Below are 19,368 nucleotides of genomic sequence, written 5' to 3' on the forward strand. Positions count from 1 at the left end.
GCGCCGGTCAGGGGTGCTCCATCACCAGCACCGCGAACGTGCCGGGGGCCAGCGCCTCGTACCGGTGCGGCGCGTCGCCGGGGAACGTCGCGTAGTCACCCGGCCCCAGCTCGACGAGGTCCGCCTCCGGGCCGACCCGTAGCCGCCCGGCGGCCACGACCACGTGCTCGACGCTGCGCGGGGTGTGCGCCTCCGCCGTGCGGACGGCGCCCGGCTCCAGCTCGATGAGGTACACGTCGCGCCGGACGTGGGGCGGACCGGCGCTGAGCAGCGTGCCGGAGAAGTCGGCCTGCTCGGACCGGATGCGGGGACCGTGCCCGGCCCGGATCACCCGTACGGCCGGGGTCGGCGGTTCGACCAGCCGGGCGAACGGCACGTCGAGGGCGACGCCGAGCGCCCAGAGGGTCTCGACGCTCGGGTTGCCGGTGCCCGCCTCCAACTGGGAGAGCGTCGACTTCGCGATCCCGGCCCGGCGGGCCAGCTCGGTGAGCGAGATGCCGGCCCGTTCCCGCTCCCGCCGCAGGGCGGCGGCGATGGTGGCCAGTGGGGCAGCCGGCTCGGTGGCCATTGTTCACTCCATCGGTCTGTTTGTTCGTTTTGACGAACGGGGCTACGGCGTTCATCATGATGAACCATGCGTACGGTACAACGAACGGCCGCCACGGGGATGCTCCGCGACATCGCCGCCATCGGTGCCGCCATGGTCGCCGTGGGCGCGTCCTTCGGCGCGGTCGCCGTGGCGGCCGGGCTGCCCGTGTGGGCCACCGTCGCGATGTCCGTCCTGCTGTACGCCGGCGGCGCGCAGTTCATGGCGGTGGGACTGCTGGCCGCCGGCAGCCCGCTCGCGGCCGTGCTGGCCGGGCTGCTGCTCAACGCCCGGCACCTGCCGTTCGGGCTGACCCTCGGCGACAGCTTCGGCCCCCGCCGCTGGCACCGGCTGCTGGGCGCTCACCTCATGACCGACGAGACCACCGCCTTCGCGCTGGCCCGTCCGGCCGGCCCGGACCGGCGGCGGGCGTTCTGGCTGGCCGGGACGCTGTTCTTCGTGACCTGGAACCTGGGCACCCTGCTCGGCGTGCTGGCCGGCGGGGCGGTCGGCGACCCGGCCACGCTGGGGCTGGACGCGGCCTTCCCCGCCGGGCTGATCGCCCTGCTCATGCCGACCATGCGCGACCGGGACACCCGCCGCGCCGCGGTGGCCGGCGCGGTCCTCGCGGTTCTCGCGACGCCGGTGCTGCCCGCCGGGGCGCCGGTGCTGCTCGCCCTCGCCGGGCCGGTGCTGCTGGCGCTGCGCGCGCGGACCGGGTCGCGGCGCCGGGACACCGACCCGGCGGATGGGCCGCGGGGCGGCGCCGACGCTCCGCCGGAGCCGGCCGGTGGACGGGTCGGTGGCGGCGGGCCGGCCGGTGGACCGGTGGGTGGAGACACGGGTGACGGCCCGCACGGGTCGGCCGGTGGGCCGGCGCACCCGCGCGGGCGGGTGAGCGTCCCGGCCGGGGCCGGACCGGAGCGGAACGAGGGGGAGACGTGCTGATCGCGGCGATCCTGGCCCTGGCGGCGGGCACCTTCGGGTTTCGGGCCGCCGGGGTGCTGCTACGGGACCGGCTCGACCTGCCCGACTGGGCCCGGCAGGCGCTGCCCGTCGCCGCCGCGGCGCTGCTCGCCGCGCTGGCTGCCGCCGCCGCGCTCACCGAGGCCGGCCGGTTCGCGGGCTGGGCCCGCCCGGCCGGGGTGCTGGTCGGCGTGCTGCTGGCCTGGCGGCGGGCGCCGTTCGTCCTCGTCGTGGCCGCGGCGGCGGCCACCACCGCGCTGCTGCGCCTGCTGGGCGTGCCCTGATCCGCGATTGACCGCGGCGCGTCCGCGGCCTGCGGTCAGGCCGGTCGCGCTCCGGGGCGGTCGGCCGACCCGGAGCCGGCCGCGGCCCTCGTCAGACCTTGTCGCCGATCTCGACCCGGGGGACCGGGGCGCGCATCCGGCGGAAGGTGATCGACCGCATGATCGCGTACAGGTAGAGGGAGCCCATCCGCTGCCCGCTGTTGGGGTAGCGCTCGCGGACCAGCTTGCGGATCTTCCGCGAGATGAGGATCGAGTCGACCACCACGCCGAGCGCCAGCGCGCCCCAGAGCAGGTTGGAGACCAGCCGGACGACCGGCGGCATCGCGGCGTTCGACCCGATCAGCACGATGAGCGCGCCGCCGAAGAACCAGGTGCCCACGTTGCGCCGGGAGTCCACCACGTTGCGGGCCAGCAGGCGCTCCGGCCCGCGGTCGCGCGGGCCGCCCTCCCGGCGGAACTCGGCCGCCGCCTCCGCGCGCATCTGCCGGCGGCGCTCCCGCGCCTCCGCCTTGGTGAGCGGCTTGGTGGGGGCGCCACCACCGGGACGCCGCCCGGCGCTCGGGCGCTTCGGCGTCTCGCGTCCCTTGCCGGGGGTGTAGCCCCGGGGGCGGGCGGACTGGGTCGCCTCGTCGGGCGTCACCTCGGTGACGGCTTCCTCGACGAGGTCGGCGGACTTGCGGCGGAACAGCGACGGCACGCGGCAAGGGTAGCCAAACGACGGCGCCCGGTGCACATCGCGGTGCACCGGGCGCGAACGAGGAGGAAGTGACGCTACGGACGCTCGACGTGCGCGCCCAGGTCGGCGAGCTTCGCCTCGAAGTCCTCGTAGCCGCGGTTGATCAGGTCGACGCCGTACACCCGGGAGGTGCCCTCGGCGGCCAGCGCCGCGATCAGGTGGCTGAACCCGGCCCGCAGGTCCGGGATCACCAGGTCCGCCGCGTGCAGCTTGCTGGGGCCCGCGATCACCGCGGAGTGCTTGAAGTTGCGCCGGCCGAAACGGCACGGGGTGCCGCCCAGGCAGTCCCGGTAGACCTGGATGTTCGCGCCCATCGAGTTCAGGGCCTCGGTGTAGCCGAGCCGCTGCTCGTACACCGTCTCGTGCACGATCGACAGGCCCCGGGCCTGGGTGAGCGCCACCACGAGGGGCTGCTGCCAGTCGGTCATGAAGCCCGGGTGCACGTCGGTCTCCAGTGCGACCGACTTGAGCTCACCGCCCGGGTGCCAGAACCGGATGCCGCCCTCCTGGCCCGGCTCGCCGTGGCGCGGCGGGCGCAGGTCGGTGACCTCGTACTCGCCGCCGACGGACCGGAAGATGTTCAGGAACGTCATCATGTCGGCCTGCTGCGCGCCGAGCACCTCGACGTGGCCGCGGGTGGCGAGCGCGGCCGCCGCCCAGCTGGCCGCCTCGATCCGGTCCGGGATCGGCCGGTGGGTGTAGCCGTGCAGCTTGGGCACGCCCTGGATCTCGATGACCCGGTCGGTGTGGACCTTGATGATCGCGCCCATCTTCTGCAGGACGCAGATCAGGTCGATGATCTCCGGCTCCACGGCGGCGTTGCGCAGCTCGGTGACGCCCTCGGCCATCACGGCGGTGAGCAGCACCTGCTCGGTGGCGCCGACGCTCGGGTACGGCAGGGCGAACTTCGTGCCCCGCAGGCCGTTCGGCGCCGACAGGTGCAGGCCCTCGGGCCGCTTGTCGACCGTCGCGCCGAACTCGCGCAGCGCCTGGAGGTGGAAGTCGATGGGGCGCGGCCCGATGTGGCAGCCGCCGAGGTCGGGGATGAACGCGTGACCGAGCCGGTGCAGCAGCGGCCCGCAGAACAGGATCGGGATCCGGCTCGACCCCGCGTGCACGTTGATCTGGTCGGTGCTGGCGCTCTCCACGTTGGCCGGGTCGAAGACGAGCTCGCCGTCCTCCTCGCCGTCGCTCACCTTGACCCCGTGCAGCCCGAGCAGACCCCGGACCACCTCGACGTCACGGATCTTCGGCACGTCGAACAGCCGGCTCGGACTGTCGCCGAGCAGCGCGGCGACCATCGCCTTGGAGACCAGGTTCTTCGCGCCGCGCACGCGGATCCGCCCCTCGAGCGGGGTGCCTCCGTGCACGATCAGGACGTCGTCGGTCAACGCAACCTCCAGAGCGTCGGTGCTGCCGTGTTGATGGTGGGGCCCACGATGCTCACCGCTACCCCGGATGCGGCCGGGTCGAAACAGGCCGCCTGCGTCGTTGCTCCGGCAGCATAGTCCTCGGCGGCGAGAATGGAACCGGTCACACCACCCGCAGAGTGTTAATTCGGTGATCCGGAACTATTGGGTATCAAGGGCGCTACGTACGGTGATCAGCCGGCCGTCGCCGGCGGGGTCGTGGCGCCGGGAAGCGCGAGCATCTGGTCCAGTGCCACGCGCGCGTGGTGGGCGGTGTCCGGGTCGACGGTGATCTGGTTCACCACCCGCCCGGCCACCAGCTCCTCCAGCGCCCAGACCAGGTGCGGCAGGTCGATGCGGTTCATCGTCGAGCAGTAGCAGACGGCCCGGTCCAGGAACATGATCTGCTTGTCCGGGTGGGCCATCGCGAGCCGCCGTACGAGGTTCAGCTCGGTGCCGACCGCCCACGCCGAGCCGGCCGGGGCCGCCTCGATGGTCTTGATGATGTACTCCGTCGAGCCGACGAAGTCGGCCGCCGTGACCACCTCGTGCCGGCACTCCGGGTGGACGAGGACGTTCACGCCGGGCACCCGTTCCCGGACGTCGTTCACGCTGTCGAGGGTGAACCGGCCGTGCACCGAGCAGTGCCCGCGCCAGAGGATCATCTTCGCGTCGCGCAACTGCTGCGGGGTCAGCCCGCCGTTCGGCTTGTGCGGGTCGTAGAGCACACAGTCGTCGAGCGAGTAGCCCATCTCCAGCACGGCCGTGTTGCGGCCCAGGTGCTGGTCGGGCAGGAAGAGCACCTTCGAGCCCTGCGCGAACGCCCAGTCCAGCGCGCGCTTGGCGTTCGACGAGGTGCACACCACGCCGCCGTGCCGGCCCACGAAGCCCTTGATGTCGGCCGACGAGTTCATGTACGTCACCGGGACGGTCTGCTCGGCGACGCCCAGGTCGGCGAGCACCTCCCAGGCGGCCTCGACCTGGCCCAGGACCGCCATGTCCGCCATCGAACAGCCGGCCGCCAGGTCCGGCAGGATCACCTTCTGGCTGTCCGAGGTGAGGATGTCGGCGCTCTCGGCCATGAAGTGCACGCCGCAGAAGACGATGTACTCCGCGTCCGGCCGGGCCGCCGCCTCCCGGGCCAGCTTGAACGAGTCGCCGGTCACGTCGGCGAACTGGATCACCTCGTCGCGCTGGTAGTGGTGGCCCAGCACGAACACCTTGCTGCCCAACGCCGCCTTCGCCGCCGCCGCGCGAGCCACCAGATCGGGGTCGCTGGGCGCCGGGAGGTCACCCGGGCACTCCACCCCGCGCTCGGTGGCCGGGTCGCTTCCCCGCCCGAGCAGCAGCAGTGCCGTGGCCGTGTTGGAGGGTTCTACCCAGGTCGAAGTCACGTCCTCCATGGTCCCACAGCGCGAACGCGGCGCAGCCGTCCGCGGTGTGTGCTGCCACACTGCTCGGCATGCGCGTGCTGCTCTGCCCGGACAAGTTCGCCGGCACCCTGCCCGCCCCGGAGGTGGCCGCCGCCGTCGCCGCCGGTTGGCGCGAGGTGACCGACGGTGACGAACTGCTGATCCGGCCGCTCGCCGACGGCGGGCCCGGGTTCCTCGACGTGCTCGCCGAGGCGCTCGACGCGAGCCGCGTACCGGTGCCGACCGTCGATCCGCTCGGCCGTCCGGCCACCGGTGAGATCCTCCTCACCGGCGACGGGACGGCGTACGTCGAGAGCGCGCAGGCGTGCGGGCTGCACCTGCTCGCCCCGTACGAGCGGGACCCGAAGGCGACCACGTCGTTCGGCCTCGGGCTGCTGGTCGCGGCGGCCGTCGAGCGCGGCGCCCGCACCGTGGTGATCGGGCTGGGCGGCTCGGCCACCAACGACGCGGGCGCGGGGATGCTCACCGCGCTCGGGGTCACGCCGCTCGACGAGGCCGGGCAGGCCCTGCCGTACGGCGGTGCCGCGCTCGCCGGGACCGCCGCGCTCGACGGGGCGCCCCGCCTGCGCGGCGCGGAACTGGTCGCCGCCACCGACGTGGACAACCCGCTGCTCGGCCTGCACGGAGCGAGCAACGTGTTCGGCCCGCAGAAGGGCGCCGACCGCGCCGACGTGCTGCTGCTGGACGCCGCGCTGGAACGCTTCGCCGCGGTGCTGGAACGGGACCTGCCGGGCTGCCCGGCGGCCCTGGGCGCGCTGCCCGGTGGCGGGGCCGCCGGCGGCATCGGCGCGGCGATCCTCGCCCTCGGCGGGCGCTGCGAGTCGGGCATCCGCCTCGTCACCCGCGCCACCGGGCTCGACGCCGCGCTGGACGACGTCGACCTGGTGATCACGGGGGAGGGCTCCTTCGACCACCAGTCGCTGCGGGGCAAGGTCGTCGCCGGGGTGGCCGGTGCGGCCCGCGACCGGGGGCTGCCCTGCGTGGTGTTGGCCGGGCAGGTGAGCACCGGCCGGCGGGAGGCCGCCGCGGCCGGGGTGACCGACGCGTACAGCCTGGTGGAACACTTCGGTGACGGCGAGCGCGGGCTGGAGGCCGCGCTCAGCCGGCCCGCCGAGGGGCTGCGCGAGCTGGGCGCCCGGCTGGCGCGGCAGTGGAGCCGGTGACGCGGGGTGTGACCCGCGCCGCGTGCGGGCATCCCGGAGTCACGTCGAGGGGTCGGCGAGACCCGGACGGGCCTACAATCGAAAACTGGACCACAGTGGGAATCGCTGACCGGCGGGTGACGTTGGTCGGGACGACCACACCACGAGCGCGCAGGGAGAATTCCACGTGACCACGCCAGCGCAGACCGAGTCGACCGAGGCCAAGGCCCCTACCACCGTCGTCCTCACCGACGTCGCGGCGCAGAAGGTCAAGGCCCTGATCGAGCAGGAGGGCCGCGACGACCTGCGGCTCCGCGTCGCGGTGCAGCCGGGTGGCTGCTCCGGCCTGCGGTACCAGCTGTTCTTCGACGAGCGCTCCCTCGACGGTGACATCGTCACCGACTACGACGGTGTCGAGGTCGTCGTCGACCGCATGAGCGCCCCCTACCTGGCCGGCGCCACCATCGACTTCGCCGACCGGATCGACGCCCAGGGCTTCACCATCGACAACCCGAACGCGGGCAACTCCTGCGCCTGCGGTGACTCGTTCAGCTGAGTCGACCTCCGCGTCGTCACGACGGGGCCGCCCACGAAGGGCGGCCCCGTCGTCGTCTGCGGCCCCGGTGGCGTCCGCGCCCCGGTGTCCGGAGTCCGCGTCCCGGAGTCCGCGTCCCTGGAGTCCGTGTCCCGCTGTCCGCGTCCTGGATTCCGCGTCCCGCTGTCCATCGGATGCGTCACCTGTCCGCCGGAGTAGACGTCCCGGTGTCCGGCGGATGTCGGCCGTCGGACCGACCGGACACCTGGCGTCCACCCGCCCGGTAGTCTGACCGCGCCCTGCTCCCGACCCCGAGGGTTGACATGAAGATCGCGGTGACCGGCTCGATCGCCACCGACCACCTGATGAGCTTCCCTGGCCGCTTCGCCGACCAGCTCATCGCCGACCAGCTGCACAAGGTGTCGCTCTCGTTCCTCGTGGACGACCTGGTCCTGCGCCGCGGTGGCGTGGCCGCGAACATCGCCTTCGGCATGGGTCAGCTCGGGCTGCGACCGGTGCTGGTCGGCGCGGTCGGCGCCGACTTCGCCGACTACCGCTCGTGGCTGGAGCGGCACGGCGTCGACTGCGACTCGGTGCACGTGAGCGAGGTGGCCCACACGGCCCGCTTCGTCTGCACCACCGACCTCGACATGTGCCAGATCGCGTCGTTCTACGCGGGGGCGATGAGCGAGGCGCGCAACATCGAGCTCGCGCCGGTCGCCGAGCGGCTCGGCGGGCTCGACCTGGTCCTGGTCGGCGCGAACGACCCCGAGGCGATGCTGCGTCACTCCGCCGAGTGCCGGGAGCGCGGCTTCCCGTTCGCCGCCGACCCCTCGCAGCAGCTCGCCCGGATGCCGGGCGAGGACGTGATCGCCCTGATCGACGGCGCCGACTACCTCATGACCAACGACTACGAGAAGTCGCTGCTGCAGAGTAAGGCGGGGCTCAGCGACGAGCAGCTGCTCGAACGGGTCAAGATCCGGGTCACCACGCTCGGCAAGCACGGCGTGGAGATCGCCGGGCGGGACTTCGAGACGATCCACGTGCCGATCGCCCGGGAGATCCGGGCGGTCGACCCGACGGGCGTCGGCGACGGTTTCCGGGCGGGCTTCTTCACGGCGCTCTCGTGGGGCCTCGGCCTGGAGCGGGCCGCCCAGGTCGGCTCCCTGCTGGCCACGCTCGTGCTGGAGACCGTGGGCACGCAGGAGTACCAGGTACGCCGTGACCTGTTCGTCAAGCGGCTCGGGGAGTCGTACGGCGACGTGGCCGCCGACGAGGTCCGCCCCCACCTGCTCCCCTGACCCGCGCCACCGCCGCCCCTCGCTCGTCGATCTTGCACTTCCGGCCCCCGTTCCGCGGCCTTCGCCCCGATTCGCCGGGGCACAAAGTGCAAGATCGCGGGGGGAGAGGGGTCAGTGGCGGCGGCGGACGTCGTACGCGGGGCCGTCCGGGCCGGTGATCTGACCCACGAACTCCTGACCCCGCATCCGGCACCAGGCGGGGATGTCCACGGCCGCCGCCGGGTCGTCGGCGAGCACCCGCACCACCGTGCCGACCGGCAGCTCCGGCAGGCGCCGGGCCACGGCGATCACCGGGAGCGGGCAGCGCTGGCCCCGGCAGTCGAGCACCTCGTCCGGCATCGTCACAGCCCCACCACCCCCGCCTCGGCGCGCAGGTCGGCGACGATCCCGGGCAGCTCGGCGAGGAAGCGCTCCACGTCCGCCTCCGAGGTCTCACGGTGCAGCGACACGCGGACGTTCCCGTGCGACAGCACCCCCATCGCCTCCAGCACGTGCGACGGGCGCAGGGTGGAGGAGGTGCAGGAGGAACCGGAGGAGACCGCGAACCCGCGCCGGTCCAGCGCGTGCAGCAGCGCCTCCCCGTCGACGTACAGACAGGAGAAGGTCACGAGGTGCGGCAGGCGGCGCTCCGGGTCGCCCACCACCTCCACGTCCGGCACCTCGGCCGCCACCCGCGCCCGGATCCGGTCGACCAGCGGCGCCAGCCGGGCCGCCTCCGCGGCGGCGTCGGCCGCCACCGCGCGCAGGCTCGCCGCCGCGGCGACCACCGCGGGCAGGTTCAGCGCCCCGGGCGTACGCCCCGACTCGCGCTCGTCCGCCGGGTACGGCGACTCCCAGCGGGTGCCCTTGCGGACCACCAGCAGCCCCACCCCCGCCGGGCCGCCCCACTTGTGGGCGCTCGCCGTGAGCACCGACCAGCCCGCCGGGACCGGGACCCGGCCCACCGACTGGGCCGCGTCGACGTGGAGCGGCACCCCGGCGTCGGCGCACGCGGCGGCCGCCTCGGCCACCGGCTGGACGGTGCCCACCTCGTGGCTCGCGGAGATCAGCGCGGCGAACGCCACGCCCGGGGCGCGGACGGCGGCGGACCAGGCGTCGGCGTCCAGCCGGCCGAGCCGGTCCACCGGCACCGACACCGCGTCACCGCCGTCGGCCACGTGCCGCTCGGCGGCGTGCAGCACCGCGGAGTGCTCGATGGCCGAGTGCACCAGGGTCCGGCCCGCGCGGCGGCGCCCGGCCAGACCGCCGAGCACGGCGGCGTGCGCGGCCACCGTGCCGCTGGGGGTGAAGGAGAGCTCGTCGGGGCGTACGCCCAGGACCTCGGCGGCCGCGGCCCGCGCCGCGTCGAGCAGCTGGCGTGCCCGGCGGGCCTGCGTGTAGAGCTTGCCCGGGTCGGCCCAGCCGTCCTCGAAGGCGGCCAGCAGCGCCTGCCGGGCGACCGGGTGCAGCGGCGTGGCCGTGGCGGCGTCCAGATAGACCGGGGTAGCGCTCACGACTGCCTACGCTATCGCGCCGGACGGGTCAAGATCCCCCGATGGGGGCCGACAGCCACCCCAACACGGTCCAGCCGGTCATGGTCGAGTAATCTGCGACCGTCGGTGACGCCTTTGCCGCCGGTGCTGTCGCTCCGCTGGCCGGAGGCCGGCAGGACAGAACAGACACCGCGGCGCGCTAGGGAGGCAGGACCAGGTGGTCGCAAGGAGTTCGGAGGTACGGCCGTCGGCCGTACGGCACAGCGCTTCTCCGGGAGCCGGCGGACGCCGGCGGCGTGGTGCTGGTCGGCTCGCCGGGCTCGGTCTCGGCGGCGTGGCGCTGCTGGTCCTGCTCACGGGCTGTGACGTCGGCAGGACGTTCGACGGCTTCGGCTGGCCGCAGGGCGGCATCTCGGCCGAGTCCCGGCGCATGTACGACCTGTGGATCGCGTCGTGCATCGCGGCGCTCGCCGTCGGCGTCTTCGTCTGGGGCCTGATCTTCTGGTGCATCGTGCGCTACCGGAAGCGCGGCAACGACCTGCCGGTGCAGACCCGCTACAACATGCCGATGGAGTTCCTCTACACCATCGCGCCGATCCTCGTCGTCTCCGTGCTCTTCTACTACACGGCGATCGTGCAGACCGACGTGAACAAGGTGACGCGGAACCCCGACGTCACCGTCGAGGTCGTCGCGTTCAAGTGGAACTGGCAGTTCAACTACCGCGACGGGCAGGGCCCGGACGCCAACACCATCGCCTCGACGCTCGGCACCAGCGAGGTCATCCCGATCCTCGTCCTGCCGACCAACCGGTCCATCCGGTTCGAGGAGACCAGCCGGGACGTCATCCACTCCTTCTGGGTGCCGGAGCTGCTGTTCAAGCGGGACGTCATGCCCGGCAAGATCCGTAACGTGTTCGAGGTCTCCAGCCTGGAGACCGAGGGCGCCTACGTCGGACGGTGCGCCGAGCTCTGCGGCACGTACCACGCGTTCATGAACTTCGAGCTGCGGGTCGTCTCGCCGGAGAAGTACGACCAGTTCCTCGCGGCCAAGCAGGACGGCAAGACCACGCAGGAGGCGCTGTCCGCGATCGGTGAGGACCCGTACGCGGAGACCACCCGGCCGTTCGAGACGCGGCGTACGCAGAACAACTTCAACCCGGACGACGTGCCGGCCGGCGCGGGGAGCTGAGGAAGCGGGCATGAAGACCGAGTGGCGTATCTTCCTGGTCATCGCGACGTTCCTGTTCGGCGCGACCATCCTGTACGCGGCCTGGACCGCCGGTGAGAGCGGCCGGGTCGAGTGGGTGGGCACGGTCGCCCTGGCCCTGTCGTTCCTGCTCTGCTCGATGTGCGGCGGCTTCTTCTGGTTCGTCTCCCGCCGCATCGACCTCCGCCCGGAGGACCGGCCGGACGCGGAGATCGCCGACGGCGCGGGTGAGGTCGGCTTCTTCAGCCCGGGCAGCTACTGGCCGTTCGGCCTGGCGCTCGCCGCCACGACCGCCGGCGTCGGCCTGGCGTTCTGGCAGTTCTGGCTGCTGGGCGCGGGCCTGCTGGCCTGCATCTTCGCCGCCAGCGGGCTCTTGTTCGAGTACTACACGGGCACCCGGCGCACCGCCGAGCACTGAGCCCGGCGCGACACCGCGGACCACCACGAAGGCCCGCCTCCGCGAGGAGGCGGGCCTTCGTGCGTCGGGGCTCGTCGGGAGCGCGCGCCGACCGGTGGTCCCGGCGCGCGCCGGCGCGGCCGACCGCCGTCCACGCCCGACGTGGCGGTGACCGTCCACGGCGGCCGTTCGGCGGCGCTGGGGCTGGTCGGAGGGCCTTCAGGAGGTTCGTTCGGGCTGCGGGACGGAGCCGGCGGGCGGGCCCGGTCGGAGGGCCGTTCAGCGGCGCGAGGGGTTGGCCGGCGGGCCGGTCGGAGGGCCTTTCAGGCGGCGCGACGGGCCGGCGGGCGCGGCCGGGTGGTGGCGGCGAGCCGGGGCGCGGGGAAGGCGAACGTGGCGATCAGCAGGGCCGTGCCACAGCGGGTGCAGATCAGCTCGGGGCAGTCGGCGCCGTGGCCGTCGGCACACGGTGGCGCCTCGAACGGCTGCACACCCTCGCAGACGTCGCAGTGGAGTTCGCGGGCCGACACGGGCGTCTCCTTTCGCTCCGGCCGCCGGTGGCGCACCACCGGGTGAATCACTCCGGTGTAGTTTGGCACGCCCCTCCGACACGATCCGGGGCCGCCCGCGCTCCGCGCTCGGAGCGCCCGCGCCCCGCGCTCAGAGCGCGCGGGCGACCTCGACCCAGCGCTCCAGGGTGGCGGCGGCCGCGCCGGAGTCGATCGACTCGGCGGCGCGGGTCATGCCGGCGCGTAGCGCCTCGGTCAGGTCACCGTCGAGCGGGCCCTGGGTGGCCAGCGCCGCCGCCGCGTTGACGAGGACGGCGTCGCGTACCGGGCCCGTCTCCCCGGCCAGCACGCGGCGCGCCACGTCGGCGTTGAAGGCGGCGTCACCGCCGCGCAGGTCGCCGATCGTGGACCGGGCCACGCCGAGGTCGGCCGCGTCCAGCACGGCCTCGCGTACGGTGCCGCCCTGCGCGACCCACACCCGCGTCGGCGCGGCCGTCGTGAACTCGTCGAGCCCGTCCTCACCGCGCATCACGAGCACCGAGTCGCCCCGGGCGGCGAACACGCCGGCCATCACGGGGGCCATCCGCGGGTCGAAGCAGCCGACCGCGCCCGCGCGGGGACGCGCCGGGTTGGTCAGCGGGCCCAGGAAGTTGAACACGGTGGGCACGCCCAGTTCGCGCCGGACCGGGCCGGTGTGCCGCATCCCGGGGTGGAAGCGGGCCGCGAAGCAGAAGGCGATCCCGGCCTCCTCGACGCAGCGGGCGACCCCCTCCGGGCCGAGATCCAGCGGTACGCCGAGGAACTCCAGCAGGTCGGCCGTGCCGCAGGAGGACGAGGCGGCTCGGTTGCCGTGCTTGACCACCCGCACACCGGCGCCGGCCACCACGATGGCGGCCATCGTGGAGATGTTGACCGTGTGGGCGAGGTCACCGCCGGTGCCGACCACGTCGAGGGCCCGGGCGCGCAGGTCGTCGGGGATCGCGACCGGAACCGCGCGGCCGAGCATGGCCTCGACCAGACCGGCGAGTTCGGCCGAGGTCTCACCCTTGGCCCGCAGCCCGACGGCGAAGCCGGCGATCTGCGCGGCGCTCGCCGAGCCGCTCATGATCTCGCCCATCGCCCAAGCGGTGTCGGCGGTGGAGAGCTCCTCGCCGCGCAGCAGCGCGTTGAGCAGGTGCGGCCAGGTCCGATCGCCCATCGCGGGCCTCCCGAGCGTGCGGATGCGGGTGGGGTGAACCGGCGCCGGTCGGTCCGGCGCCGTGGCGGTGCCGGAGCGGGGGACGTCAGGCGGGTGCGTGCGTCCGCAGCAGCTCGGCCACCGTCGTGCCGGTGGTCACCGGGTCGAGCGGGTGCATGAGGGTGGCGTCGACCTCGGCGTACGCCGCGAGCCATCGGTCCGCCGCGCGGGCGATCACCACGCAGGTCGGGGGAGCGTCGTCGCGCTCGTCCTTGATCTGCCGGGCGATGCCGAGGCCGCCGCCGGGGGACGCCTCGCCGTCGAGCATCAGCAGGTCGATCTCGTAGTCGTCGACGAGCCGGACGACCTCGTCGTAGCTGGCGGCGTCGACGAACTCGATCCGCAGGTCGGGCGCGGGACGGGTGCCGACGGCCAGCCGCATCCGGTCGCGGACCTGCGGGTCGTCGCTGTAGAGCAGGACGGTGCACTGACGATCACTCATGCCGACACTCCGCTTCGCTCCGTGCCGCCATGAGACCTCTTCGCGCGGCGCCCGGACAGGCGCTCGCTGCGCTCGCTCATGGCTCGACTGGCTTCCACCTCGTTGCTGCCCGCAGATCGTACCGGTCGGCGTGACACAGCCGACATCCCGCCCGGCCCGCCGGGGGCGTACCCCTGGGGCGGCTCAGGCGGGGGACCCGGCGGCGCGCTCGCGGGCCTCCTGGCGGTCCAGCTCGCGGTCGATGCGGCGGGCCTCCCGCTCGGACTGCCGGACCCACTGCGCGACGAGCACGGCGAGCATGGTCACGCTCACGAACTCGCCGCCGGCCCAGAGGATGCCGCCGGCGAGCACCTGGTCGTCCCACGGGTCGGCCCAGCCGAGCCGCAGCGACGGGTACCAGTCGCCGCCGAAGAGCGTGCTGCTCTGCATGATCGTGAGCCCCAGCACGGTGTGGAACGGCACCGACAGGAGCATCAGCAGGGCCCGGGCCGGGTACGGCCAGCGCCCCGGCAGCGGGTCGAGGCCGAGCAGCGGCCAGAAGAACACGCAGCCGGTCATGATGAAGTGGGCGTGCACCAGTTCGTGGGCCCAGGCGTGCTCCAGCGTGTACCGGTACAGGTCGGTGAAGTAGAGCACGAACGGGTTCACCACGAAGATGGCGAACGCCACCAGCGGGAAGCTGTAGACGCGCGCGATCCGGCTGTGCACGATCGCCAGCAGCCGCTTGCGGGGCCGCTGGGGCAGGGTCCGCAGGGCCAGCGTCATGGGCGCGCCCAGGGCCAGGAAGATCGGCGCCACCATCGACAGCACCATGTGCTGGACCATGTGCACGCTCAGCAGCGCCGTGTCGTACGCGTGCAGCCCGGTGACCGTGACGAGCGCGATGCCGCCGAGGCCGGGGCCCAGGAAGAAGATCGTCCGGGTCACCGGCCACCTGTCGCCGCGTGCCCGCAGCCGGTGCACGCCGTACAGGTAGAGGCCGGCGGCGAGCACCAGGCCGAGCGCCAGCCAGCTGTCCAGCCGGGTCTCGGTCACCAGCGCGCTGATCGTGAACGGCGGCGGGAGGGTCTCCGGGCCGGCGGCCACGGCCGGCGCGGCCGCGCCGGACGGGAGGGCCGAGGTGGCGGCGAAGATCGGATCGACGTGCAGCACGCTTTTCAGGCTAGGCCAGGCGAACCGGACCACCACGATCGGGCCACCTGGACCACCGGTTTGGCACCCCGCTGATCGCCGACGCCGGTCAGGGGCAATAATGACCGCGTGACTGCGGCCCCAGCCATTGACAAGAGCCGGATCCACTCCCTGACCCGACCCAACATGGTCAGCGTCGGGACGATCGTGTGGCTCTCCAGCGAACTCATGTTCTTCGCGGCTCTGTTCGCGATGTACTTCTCCATCCGCGCGGCGGCGCCGGAGCAGTGGGCGGAGCACACCGAGGTCCTCAACATCCCCTACGCGACCACCTTCACGGTGATCCTGGTGTTGTCCTCGGTCACGTGCCAGCTCGGCGTCTTCGCGGCCGAGCGGGGTGACGTCCACGCGCTGCGGCGCTGGTTCACGATCACCTTCGTGATGGGCCTGATCTTCGTGCTCGGTCAGCTGAACGAGTACCGCACGCTGGTGCACGAGGGTGTGAAGATCAACGAAGACGGTTACGGGTCGATGTTCTACCTGACCACCGGCTTCCACGGTCTGCACGTGACCGGCGGTCTGGTCGCCTTCATCATCTTCATGATCCGCACCACGATGGGCCGGTTCACCCCGGCGCAGGCGACCTCGGCGATCGTCGTGTCGTACTACTGGCACTTCGTCGACGTCGTGTGGATCGGCCTCTACGGCATGATCTACTGGCTCCAGTGATCTTGGCGCGTCACGAATCACGCCGTTGCCCCGTCCCCTGAGTAAGGTCCAAACCGGTTAAGGACACAGGTCATGACTTCTGAGAACGACCGCCGACGCGGTCTGCTCGCGCGGCTGCGCGGGCGGCCCGCGGCGCGCAGCAGGGGCCGCCGCCGGCTGGGTGCCGCGGTCCGGCTGCTCGCCGCGCTGACGCTGGCCGGCGGCGCCTACACCGTCTTCGCCCCCGGCGCGCAGGCGCAGGACAACCAGACGCTCAGCAGCGCCGCCGCCGACGGCAAGGCGCTGTTCGACGTGAGCTGCGTTACCTGCCACGGTCGCAACGCGCAGGGCGTCGAGGGGCGCGGGCCGAGCCTCATCGGCGTGGGCGCGGCCTCGGTGGAGTTCCAGGTCAGCACCGGCCGGATGCCGCTGGCCCGCCAGGAGGCGCAGGCGCACCGCAAGCCCCCGCTCTTCACCGACGAGCAGACCCGCCAGCTGGCCCAGTACATCCAGGAGCTGGGCGGCGGCCCGGAGCTGCCGAACGGTGAGAACCTGCACGAGAACGGCAACGTCGCCGCCGGTGGCGAGCTGTTCCGGATCAACTGCTCGCAGTGCCACGCGTTCGGCGGTGGCGGCGGCGCGCTCTCCTCGGGCAAGTTCGCCCCGAGCCTGCGCCCGGCGACCGACCGGCAGATCTACGCCGCGATGCTGAGCGGGCCGCAGAACATGCCGGTGTTCGGCGACAACCAGCTCCGTCCGGAGCAGAAGGCCGACATCATCGCCTACATCCAGGAGACCCTGAAGCACGACCAGGACCCGGGTGGTTTCAACCTCGGCCGGTACGGCCCCTCCACCGAGGGTCTGGCGATCTTCCTGGTCGGCATCGTCGCGCTGGTCTTCGCGAGCCTGTGGATTGCGGGCAAGTCGTGACCGGGCGGACCATTCGATTCAGTGCTGTGGTGCCGCCGCTCGGCACCGCCCGTAACGAGGTGACGGCATGAGCACGCACACCGAGCACCAGGCCCAGCAGGGTCGGGAACCGCTCGACGTGAACACCCCCGGGCTTACCCGTTTCGACATCGTCCGTGAGGGCGCCCGGCGGGACGACATCGAGATCGTCCACTACGAGCCGCAGGTGGTCTCCGGCAGCAAGGCCGAGCGCCGCCTCGTCCGCCTGGTCGCGTGGCTCTTCCTGCTCTCCGGTCTGGCGGCGACCGCCTTCCTGGTCGTCTACATCTGGTGGCCGTGGGAGTACGCGCCGGGCCGCGGCAGCGACAAGTGGTACACCCCGCTGCTCGGCCTCACCCTCGGCCTGTCCCTGCTCGGCATCGGCTTCGGCATCCTGACCTGGGGCAAGAAGCTGCTGCCGAAGGAGGTGTCGATCCAGGACCGGCACGAGGGCGCGGTCTCCCCGGACGACCGGAGCATCACCGGGCAGACGATGCTCTACATGGCCGACGAGCTGGGTGTGAAGCGCCGCCCGCTGCTCGGCATCTCGCTGCTGGCCGGCCTCGCGCCGGTCGGCGCGGTGGCCGCGGCGCCGCTGGTCGGTGGCCTGATCTCGAACCCGCACAAGAACAACCAGATGTTCACCACCGGGTTCGCCCCGGCCGAGGGCGGCCAGAAGGTACGCCTCGTGCGGGAGGACGGCCGCCCCGTGCGCCCGTCGGACATCAGCGCCGGCGGTCAGCTGACCGTCTTCCCGGGCATCGAGCACGGCATCAGCAACCGCCACGCGGACTCGCCGACCCTGCTGATCCACCTGCGGGACGAGGACGCGCAGAAGTCGCGCCAGGCCAACGAGCGGGTCGGCCACGGCGACTACATGTGGGGCAACTACGCGGCGTACTCCAAGATCTGCACGCACGCGGGCTGCCCGGCCAGCCTGTACGAGCAGCAGACCAACCGTCTGCTCTGCCCGTGCCACCAGTCGCAGTTCCTCATCACCGACAACGCCCGGCCCGTCTTCGGCCCCGCCAGCCGTCGGCTGCCGCAGCTGCCGATCGAGGTGGACTCCGAGGGCTTCTTCGTGGCGAAGTCCGACTTCACGGAGACCGTCGGGCCAGACTTCTGGGAGCGGCCATGAAGCGTCGTAAGTTCGACCTGGCGGCGGCGCCGGGCAAGGCGGCGGCGGGGGTGGACGACCGCTTCCAGGTGGCGACCCCGCTGCGCCGGCTGCTGAACAAGGTCTTCCCGGACCACTGGTCCTTCCTGCTCGGCGAGATCGCGCTGTTCTCGTTCATCGTGCTGCTGCTCACCGGGGTCTTCCTGACCTTCTTCTTCGAGCCGTCGATGACCGAGGTGATCTACAACGGCAGCTACGCCCCGCTGCGGGGCACGCCGATGTCCGCCGCGTACGCCTCGAGCCTCGACATCTCCTTCGAGGTCCGCGGCGGTCTGATCATGCGGCAGATGCACCACTGGGCGGCGCTGCTGTTCATGGCGGCGATCGTCGTGCACATGCTGCGGGTGTTCTTCACCGGCGCGTTCCGCAAGCCGCGTGAGACGAACTGGATCATCGGTTCGCTGCTGTTCTGGGTCGGCTTCCTGGCCGGCTTCACCGGCTACTCGCTGCCGGACGACGGCCTGTCCGGCACCGGTCTGCGGATCGCCTCGGCGATCATGCTCTCCATCCCGGTGATCGGCTCCTGGGTCACCTCGTCGATCTTCGGCGGGGAGTTCCCGGGCACGATCATCATCAGCCGGTTCTTCATCGCCCACGTGCTGCTGATCCCGGCTCTGCTGGTCGCGCTGATCAGCGTTCACCTGGGCCTGGTCTTCAAGCAGAAGCACACCCAGTGGCCCGGCCCGGGCCGGACCAACGGCAACGTGGTCGGCGAGCGGATGTTCCCGCGGTACGCCATCAAGCAGGGCGGCTTCTTCATGATCGTCTTCGGCGTGATCGCGCTGATGGGCGGTCTGTTCCAGATCAACCCGATCTGGCTCTTCGGCCCGTACGAGGCGTGGGTGGTCTCGGCCGCCAGCCAGCCGGACTGGTACGTCATGTTCCTGGACGGCTCGACCCGCCTCATGCCGGCCTGGCAGATCAACATCCCGATCGGCGACGGGTACGTCATCCCGCCGCTGTTCTGGCCGACGGTCGTGCTACCCGGCATCCTGGTCGGGCTCTCCACGCTCTACCCGTTCCTGGAGGCACGCCACCTCAAGGACTACAAGAGCCACAACCTGCTCCAGCGTCCCCGTGACGTGCCGGCGCGTACCGCGGTGGGCGCCATGGCCGTGGCGTTCTACCTGGTGCTGACGCTCTCCGGGGCGAACGACGTCATCGCGGACAAGTTCCAGATCAGCCTGAACGCGATGACCTGGGCCGGCCGGATCGGCCTGCTCATCGCGCCGCCGATCGCGTACTACGTCACCTACCGGCTCTGCCTCGGTCTGCAGCAGCACGACCGGGAGGTGCTGGCGCACGGCGTGGAGACCGGCATCATCCGGCGACTGCCGGACGGCCGGTTCGTCGAGGTGCACCAGCCGCTCAGCGCGGCGCAGGAGCACGGCGACGGCCACGGTGCGCTCGAGTACACCGGCTGGGTCGTGCCCAAGAAGATGAACCGGCTCGGGGCCCTCGGCCCGGCGGTCCGGGGCTTCTTCTACCCGATCGAGAAGCCGGTGGAGGCGCCGGTCTCGCCGGGGCACCCGCCGGTCGAGCCCCGACCGGAGCGCGAGGAGATCAGCAGCGGAGAGCCGCGCCGCTGACCCCGACCCGCCTCGACGTGGCGTCCGCCGGATCCCCCGGCGGGCGCCACGTCCGTTTCCGCCCCGCTCGGGCCGGCCGGGCCCGGGAGCCCCGGAGCCGGACGACGGGGCCGACCGGGCCGTCCCCTCGCGCCCGGGCATCGCAGGAATAACCCCGGT

At 72.7% G+C, this 19,368-nt stretch carries 21 protein-coding genes; 11 read left to right on the forward strand and 10 right to left on the reverse strand.

What is annotated here, in order from left to right; all coding sequences use genetic code 11:
- Nucleotides 1-7: 7 nt before the first annotated feature.
- Nucleotides 8-568, reverse strand: a complete 561-nt coding sequence (locus D7I43_RS04770; protein ID WP_120327157.1) for a helix-turn-helix domain-containing protein — start codon at nucleotides 566-568, stop codon at nucleotides 8-10.
- Nucleotides 569-634: 66 nt separating this feature from the next.
- Here D7I43_RS04770 and D7I43_RS04775 point away from each other — a divergent pair, with 66 nt between their 5' ends.
- Both D7I43_RS04775 and D7I43_RS04780 read left to right on the forward strand, forming a co-directional pair.
- Nucleotides 635-1,534, forward strand: a complete 900-nt coding sequence (locus D7I43_RS04775) for an AzlC family ABC transporter permease (RefSeq protein ID WP_240032803.1) — start codon at nucleotides 635-637, stop codon at nucleotides 1,532-1,534.
- On the forward strand, nucleotides 1,528-1,836 hold the full coding sequence (locus tag D7I43_RS04780) for an AzlD domain-containing protein (RefSeq protein WP_120327158.1): 309 nt from the start codon (nucleotides 1,528-1,530) through the stop codon (nucleotides 1,834-1,836). The genes D7I43_RS04775 and D7I43_RS04780 overlap by 7 nt, the downstream gene beginning before the upstream one ends.
- A gap of 91 nt (nucleotides 1,837-1,927) precedes the next feature.
- Here the strand turns inward: D7I43_RS04780 and D7I43_RS04785 are convergent, their stop codons facing one another.
- From D7I43_RS04785 to nadA, 3 genes are all read right to left on the reverse strand, one after another.
- Nucleotides 1,928-2,533, reverse strand: coding sequence for a DUF3043 domain-containing protein (locus tag D7I43_RS04785; protein ID WP_120327159.1), 606 nt, complete (start codon nucleotides 2,531-2,533; stop codon nucleotides 1,928-1,930).
- Between the two features lie 74 nt (nucleotides 2,534-2,607).
- On the reverse strand, nucleotides 2,608-3,963 hold the full coding sequence (murA, locus tag D7I43_RS04790) for a UDP-N-acetylglucosamine 1-carboxyvinyltransferase (RefSeq protein WP_120327160.1): 1,356 nt from the start codon (nucleotides 3,961-3,963) through the stop codon (nucleotides 2,608-2,610).
- Between the two features lie 212 nt (nucleotides 3,964-4,175).
- Nucleotides 4,176-5,375 (reverse strand): quinolinate synthase NadA, encoded by a 1,200-nt coding sequence (nadA, locus tag D7I43_RS04795; protein ID WP_120327409.1) that lies wholly within the window; start codon nucleotides 5,373-5,375, stop codon nucleotides 4,176-4,178.
- Between the two features lie 68 nt (nucleotides 5,376-5,443).
- Between nadA and D7I43_RS04800 the strand changes: the two genes are divergently transcribed.
- The 3 genes from D7I43_RS04800 to D7I43_RS04810 all read left to right on the forward strand — a co-directional run bounded on the left by D7I43_RS04800 (nucleotide 5,444) and on the right by D7I43_RS04810 (nucleotide 8,392).
- A complete protein-coding gene (locus D7I43_RS04800) occupies nucleotides 5,444-6,577 on the forward strand; it encodes a glycerate kinase family protein (protein WP_120327161.1) in 1,134 nt (377 codons plus the stop codon).
- A 166-nt stretch (nucleotides 6,578-6,743) separates the two neighbouring features.
- A complete protein-coding gene (gene erpA, locus D7I43_RS04805; protein WP_120327162.1) occupies nucleotides 6,744-7,112 on the forward strand; it encodes an iron-sulfur cluster insertion protein ErpA in 369 nt (122 codons plus the stop codon).
- A 302-nt stretch (nucleotides 7,113-7,414) separates the two neighbouring features.
- A complete protein-coding gene (locus D7I43_RS04810; RefSeq protein WP_120327163.1) occupies nucleotides 7,415-8,392 on the forward strand; it encodes a carbohydrate kinase family protein in 978 nt (325 codons plus the stop codon).
- 111 nt (nucleotides 8,393-8,503) lie between these two features.
- Here D7I43_RS04810 and D7I43_RS04815 read toward each other — a convergent pair whose 3' ends face one another.
- Together D7I43_RS04815 and D7I43_RS04820 are read right to left on the reverse strand one after the other, a co-directional pair.
- Nucleotides 8,504-8,737, reverse strand: coding sequence for a sulfurtransferase TusA family protein (locus tag D7I43_RS04815; RefSeq protein WP_120327164.1), 234 nt, complete (start codon nucleotides 8,735-8,737; stop codon nucleotides 8,504-8,506).
- Nucleotides 8,734-9,885, reverse strand: coding sequence for a cysteine desulfurase family protein (locus D7I43_RS04820; protein WP_120327165.1), 1,152 nt, complete (start codon nucleotides 9,883-9,885; stop codon nucleotides 8,734-8,736). Before D7I43_RS04820 ends, D7I43_RS04815 begins: the two co-directional genes overlap by 4 nt.
- 196 nt (nucleotides 9,886-10,081) lie before the next feature.
- Between D7I43_RS04820 and ctaC the strand changes: the two genes are divergently transcribed.
- Together ctaC and D7I43_RS04830 are read left to right on the forward strand one after the other, a co-directional pair.
- Complete coding sequence (ctaC, locus tag D7I43_RS04825) at nucleotides 10,082-11,053, forward strand: aa3-type cytochrome oxidase subunit II (RefSeq protein ID WP_120327166.1); 972 nt, start codon at nucleotides 10,082-10,084, stop codon at nucleotides 11,051-11,053.
- Nucleotides 11,054-11,063: 10 nt separating this feature from the next.
- Nucleotides 11,064-11,489, forward strand: coding sequence for a cytochrome c oxidase subunit 4 (locus D7I43_RS04830; protein WP_120327167.1), 426 nt, complete (start codon nucleotides 11,064-11,066; stop codon nucleotides 11,487-11,489).
- 302 nt (nucleotides 11,490-11,791) lie between these two features.
- On the opposite strand, the gene D7I43_RS04835 is transcribed toward D7I43_RS04830, so the two are convergent.
- The 4 genes from D7I43_RS04835 to D7I43_RS04850 form a co-directional block, all read right to left on the reverse strand.
- Nucleotides 11,792-11,998, reverse strand: a complete 207-nt coding sequence (locus tag D7I43_RS04835) for a hypothetical protein (RefSeq protein WP_120327168.1) — start codon at nucleotides 11,996-11,998, stop codon at nucleotides 11,792-11,794.
- A gap of 130 nt (nucleotides 11,999-12,128) precedes the next feature.
- Nucleotides 12,129-13,175 carry an anthranilate phosphoribosyltransferase gene (trpD, locus tag D7I43_RS04840; RefSeq protein ID WP_120327169.1) on the reverse strand — a complete coding sequence of 349 codons (1,047 nt, stop codon included), beginning with the start codon at nucleotides 13,173-13,175 and terminating at the stop codon, nucleotides 12,129-12,131.
- Between the two features lie 85 nt (nucleotides 13,176-13,260).
- A complete protein-coding gene (locus D7I43_RS04845; RefSeq protein ID WP_120327170.1) occupies nucleotides 13,261-13,656 on the reverse strand; it encodes a hypothetical protein in 396 nt (131 codons plus the stop codon).
- A gap of 183 nt (nucleotides 13,657-13,839) precedes the next feature.
- Complete coding sequence (locus tag D7I43_RS04850) at nucleotides 13,840-14,808, reverse strand: cytochrome c oxidase assembly protein (protein WP_120327171.1); 969 nt, start codon at nucleotides 14,806-14,808, stop codon at nucleotides 13,840-13,842.
- A 108-nt stretch (nucleotides 14,809-14,916) separates the two neighbouring features.
- On the opposite strand from D7I43_RS04850, the gene ctaE reads away from it, so the two are divergent.
- The 4 genes from ctaE (at nucleotide 14,917) to qcrB (ending at nucleotide 19,209) form a co-directional block, all read left to right on the forward strand.
- Nucleotides 14,917-15,516 (forward strand): aa3-type cytochrome oxidase subunit III, encoded by a 600-nt coding sequence (gene ctaE / locus D7I43_RS04855; RefSeq protein ID WP_120327172.1) that lies wholly within the window; start codon nucleotides 14,917-14,919, stop codon nucleotides 15,514-15,516.
- A 72-nt stretch (nucleotides 15,517-15,588) separates the two neighbouring features.
- The gene (qcrC, locus tag D7I43_RS04860; protein WP_120327173.1) at nucleotides 15,589-16,425 is read left to right on the forward strand and encodes a cytochrome bc1 complex diheme cytochrome c subunit; all 837 of its coding nucleotides are present in this window, start codon (nucleotides 15,589-15,591) and stop codon (nucleotides 16,423-16,425) included.
- A 67-nt stretch (nucleotides 16,426-16,492) separates the two neighbouring features.
- Nucleotides 16,493-17,581 (forward strand): cytochrome bc1 complex Rieske iron-sulfur subunit, encoded by a 1,089-nt coding sequence (gene qcrA / locus D7I43_RS04865; RefSeq protein WP_120327174.1) that lies wholly within the window; start codon nucleotides 16,493-16,495, stop codon nucleotides 17,579-17,581.
- Nucleotides 17,578-19,209 (forward strand): cytochrome bc1 complex cytochrome b subunit, encoded by a 1,632-nt coding sequence (gene qcrB / locus D7I43_RS04870; protein WP_120327175.1) that lies wholly within the window; start codon nucleotides 17,578-17,580, stop codon nucleotides 19,207-19,209. Before qcrA ends, qcrB begins: the two co-directional genes overlap by 4 nt.
- The last annotated feature ends 159 nt before the right edge of the window (nucleotides 19,210-19,368 follow it).

Origin of the sequence: Micromonospora globbae, from assembly GCF_003610785.1 — a bacterium.
Lineage (GTDB): Bacteria > Actinomycetota > Actinomycetes > Mycobacteriales > Micromonosporaceae > Micromonospora > Micromonospora globbae.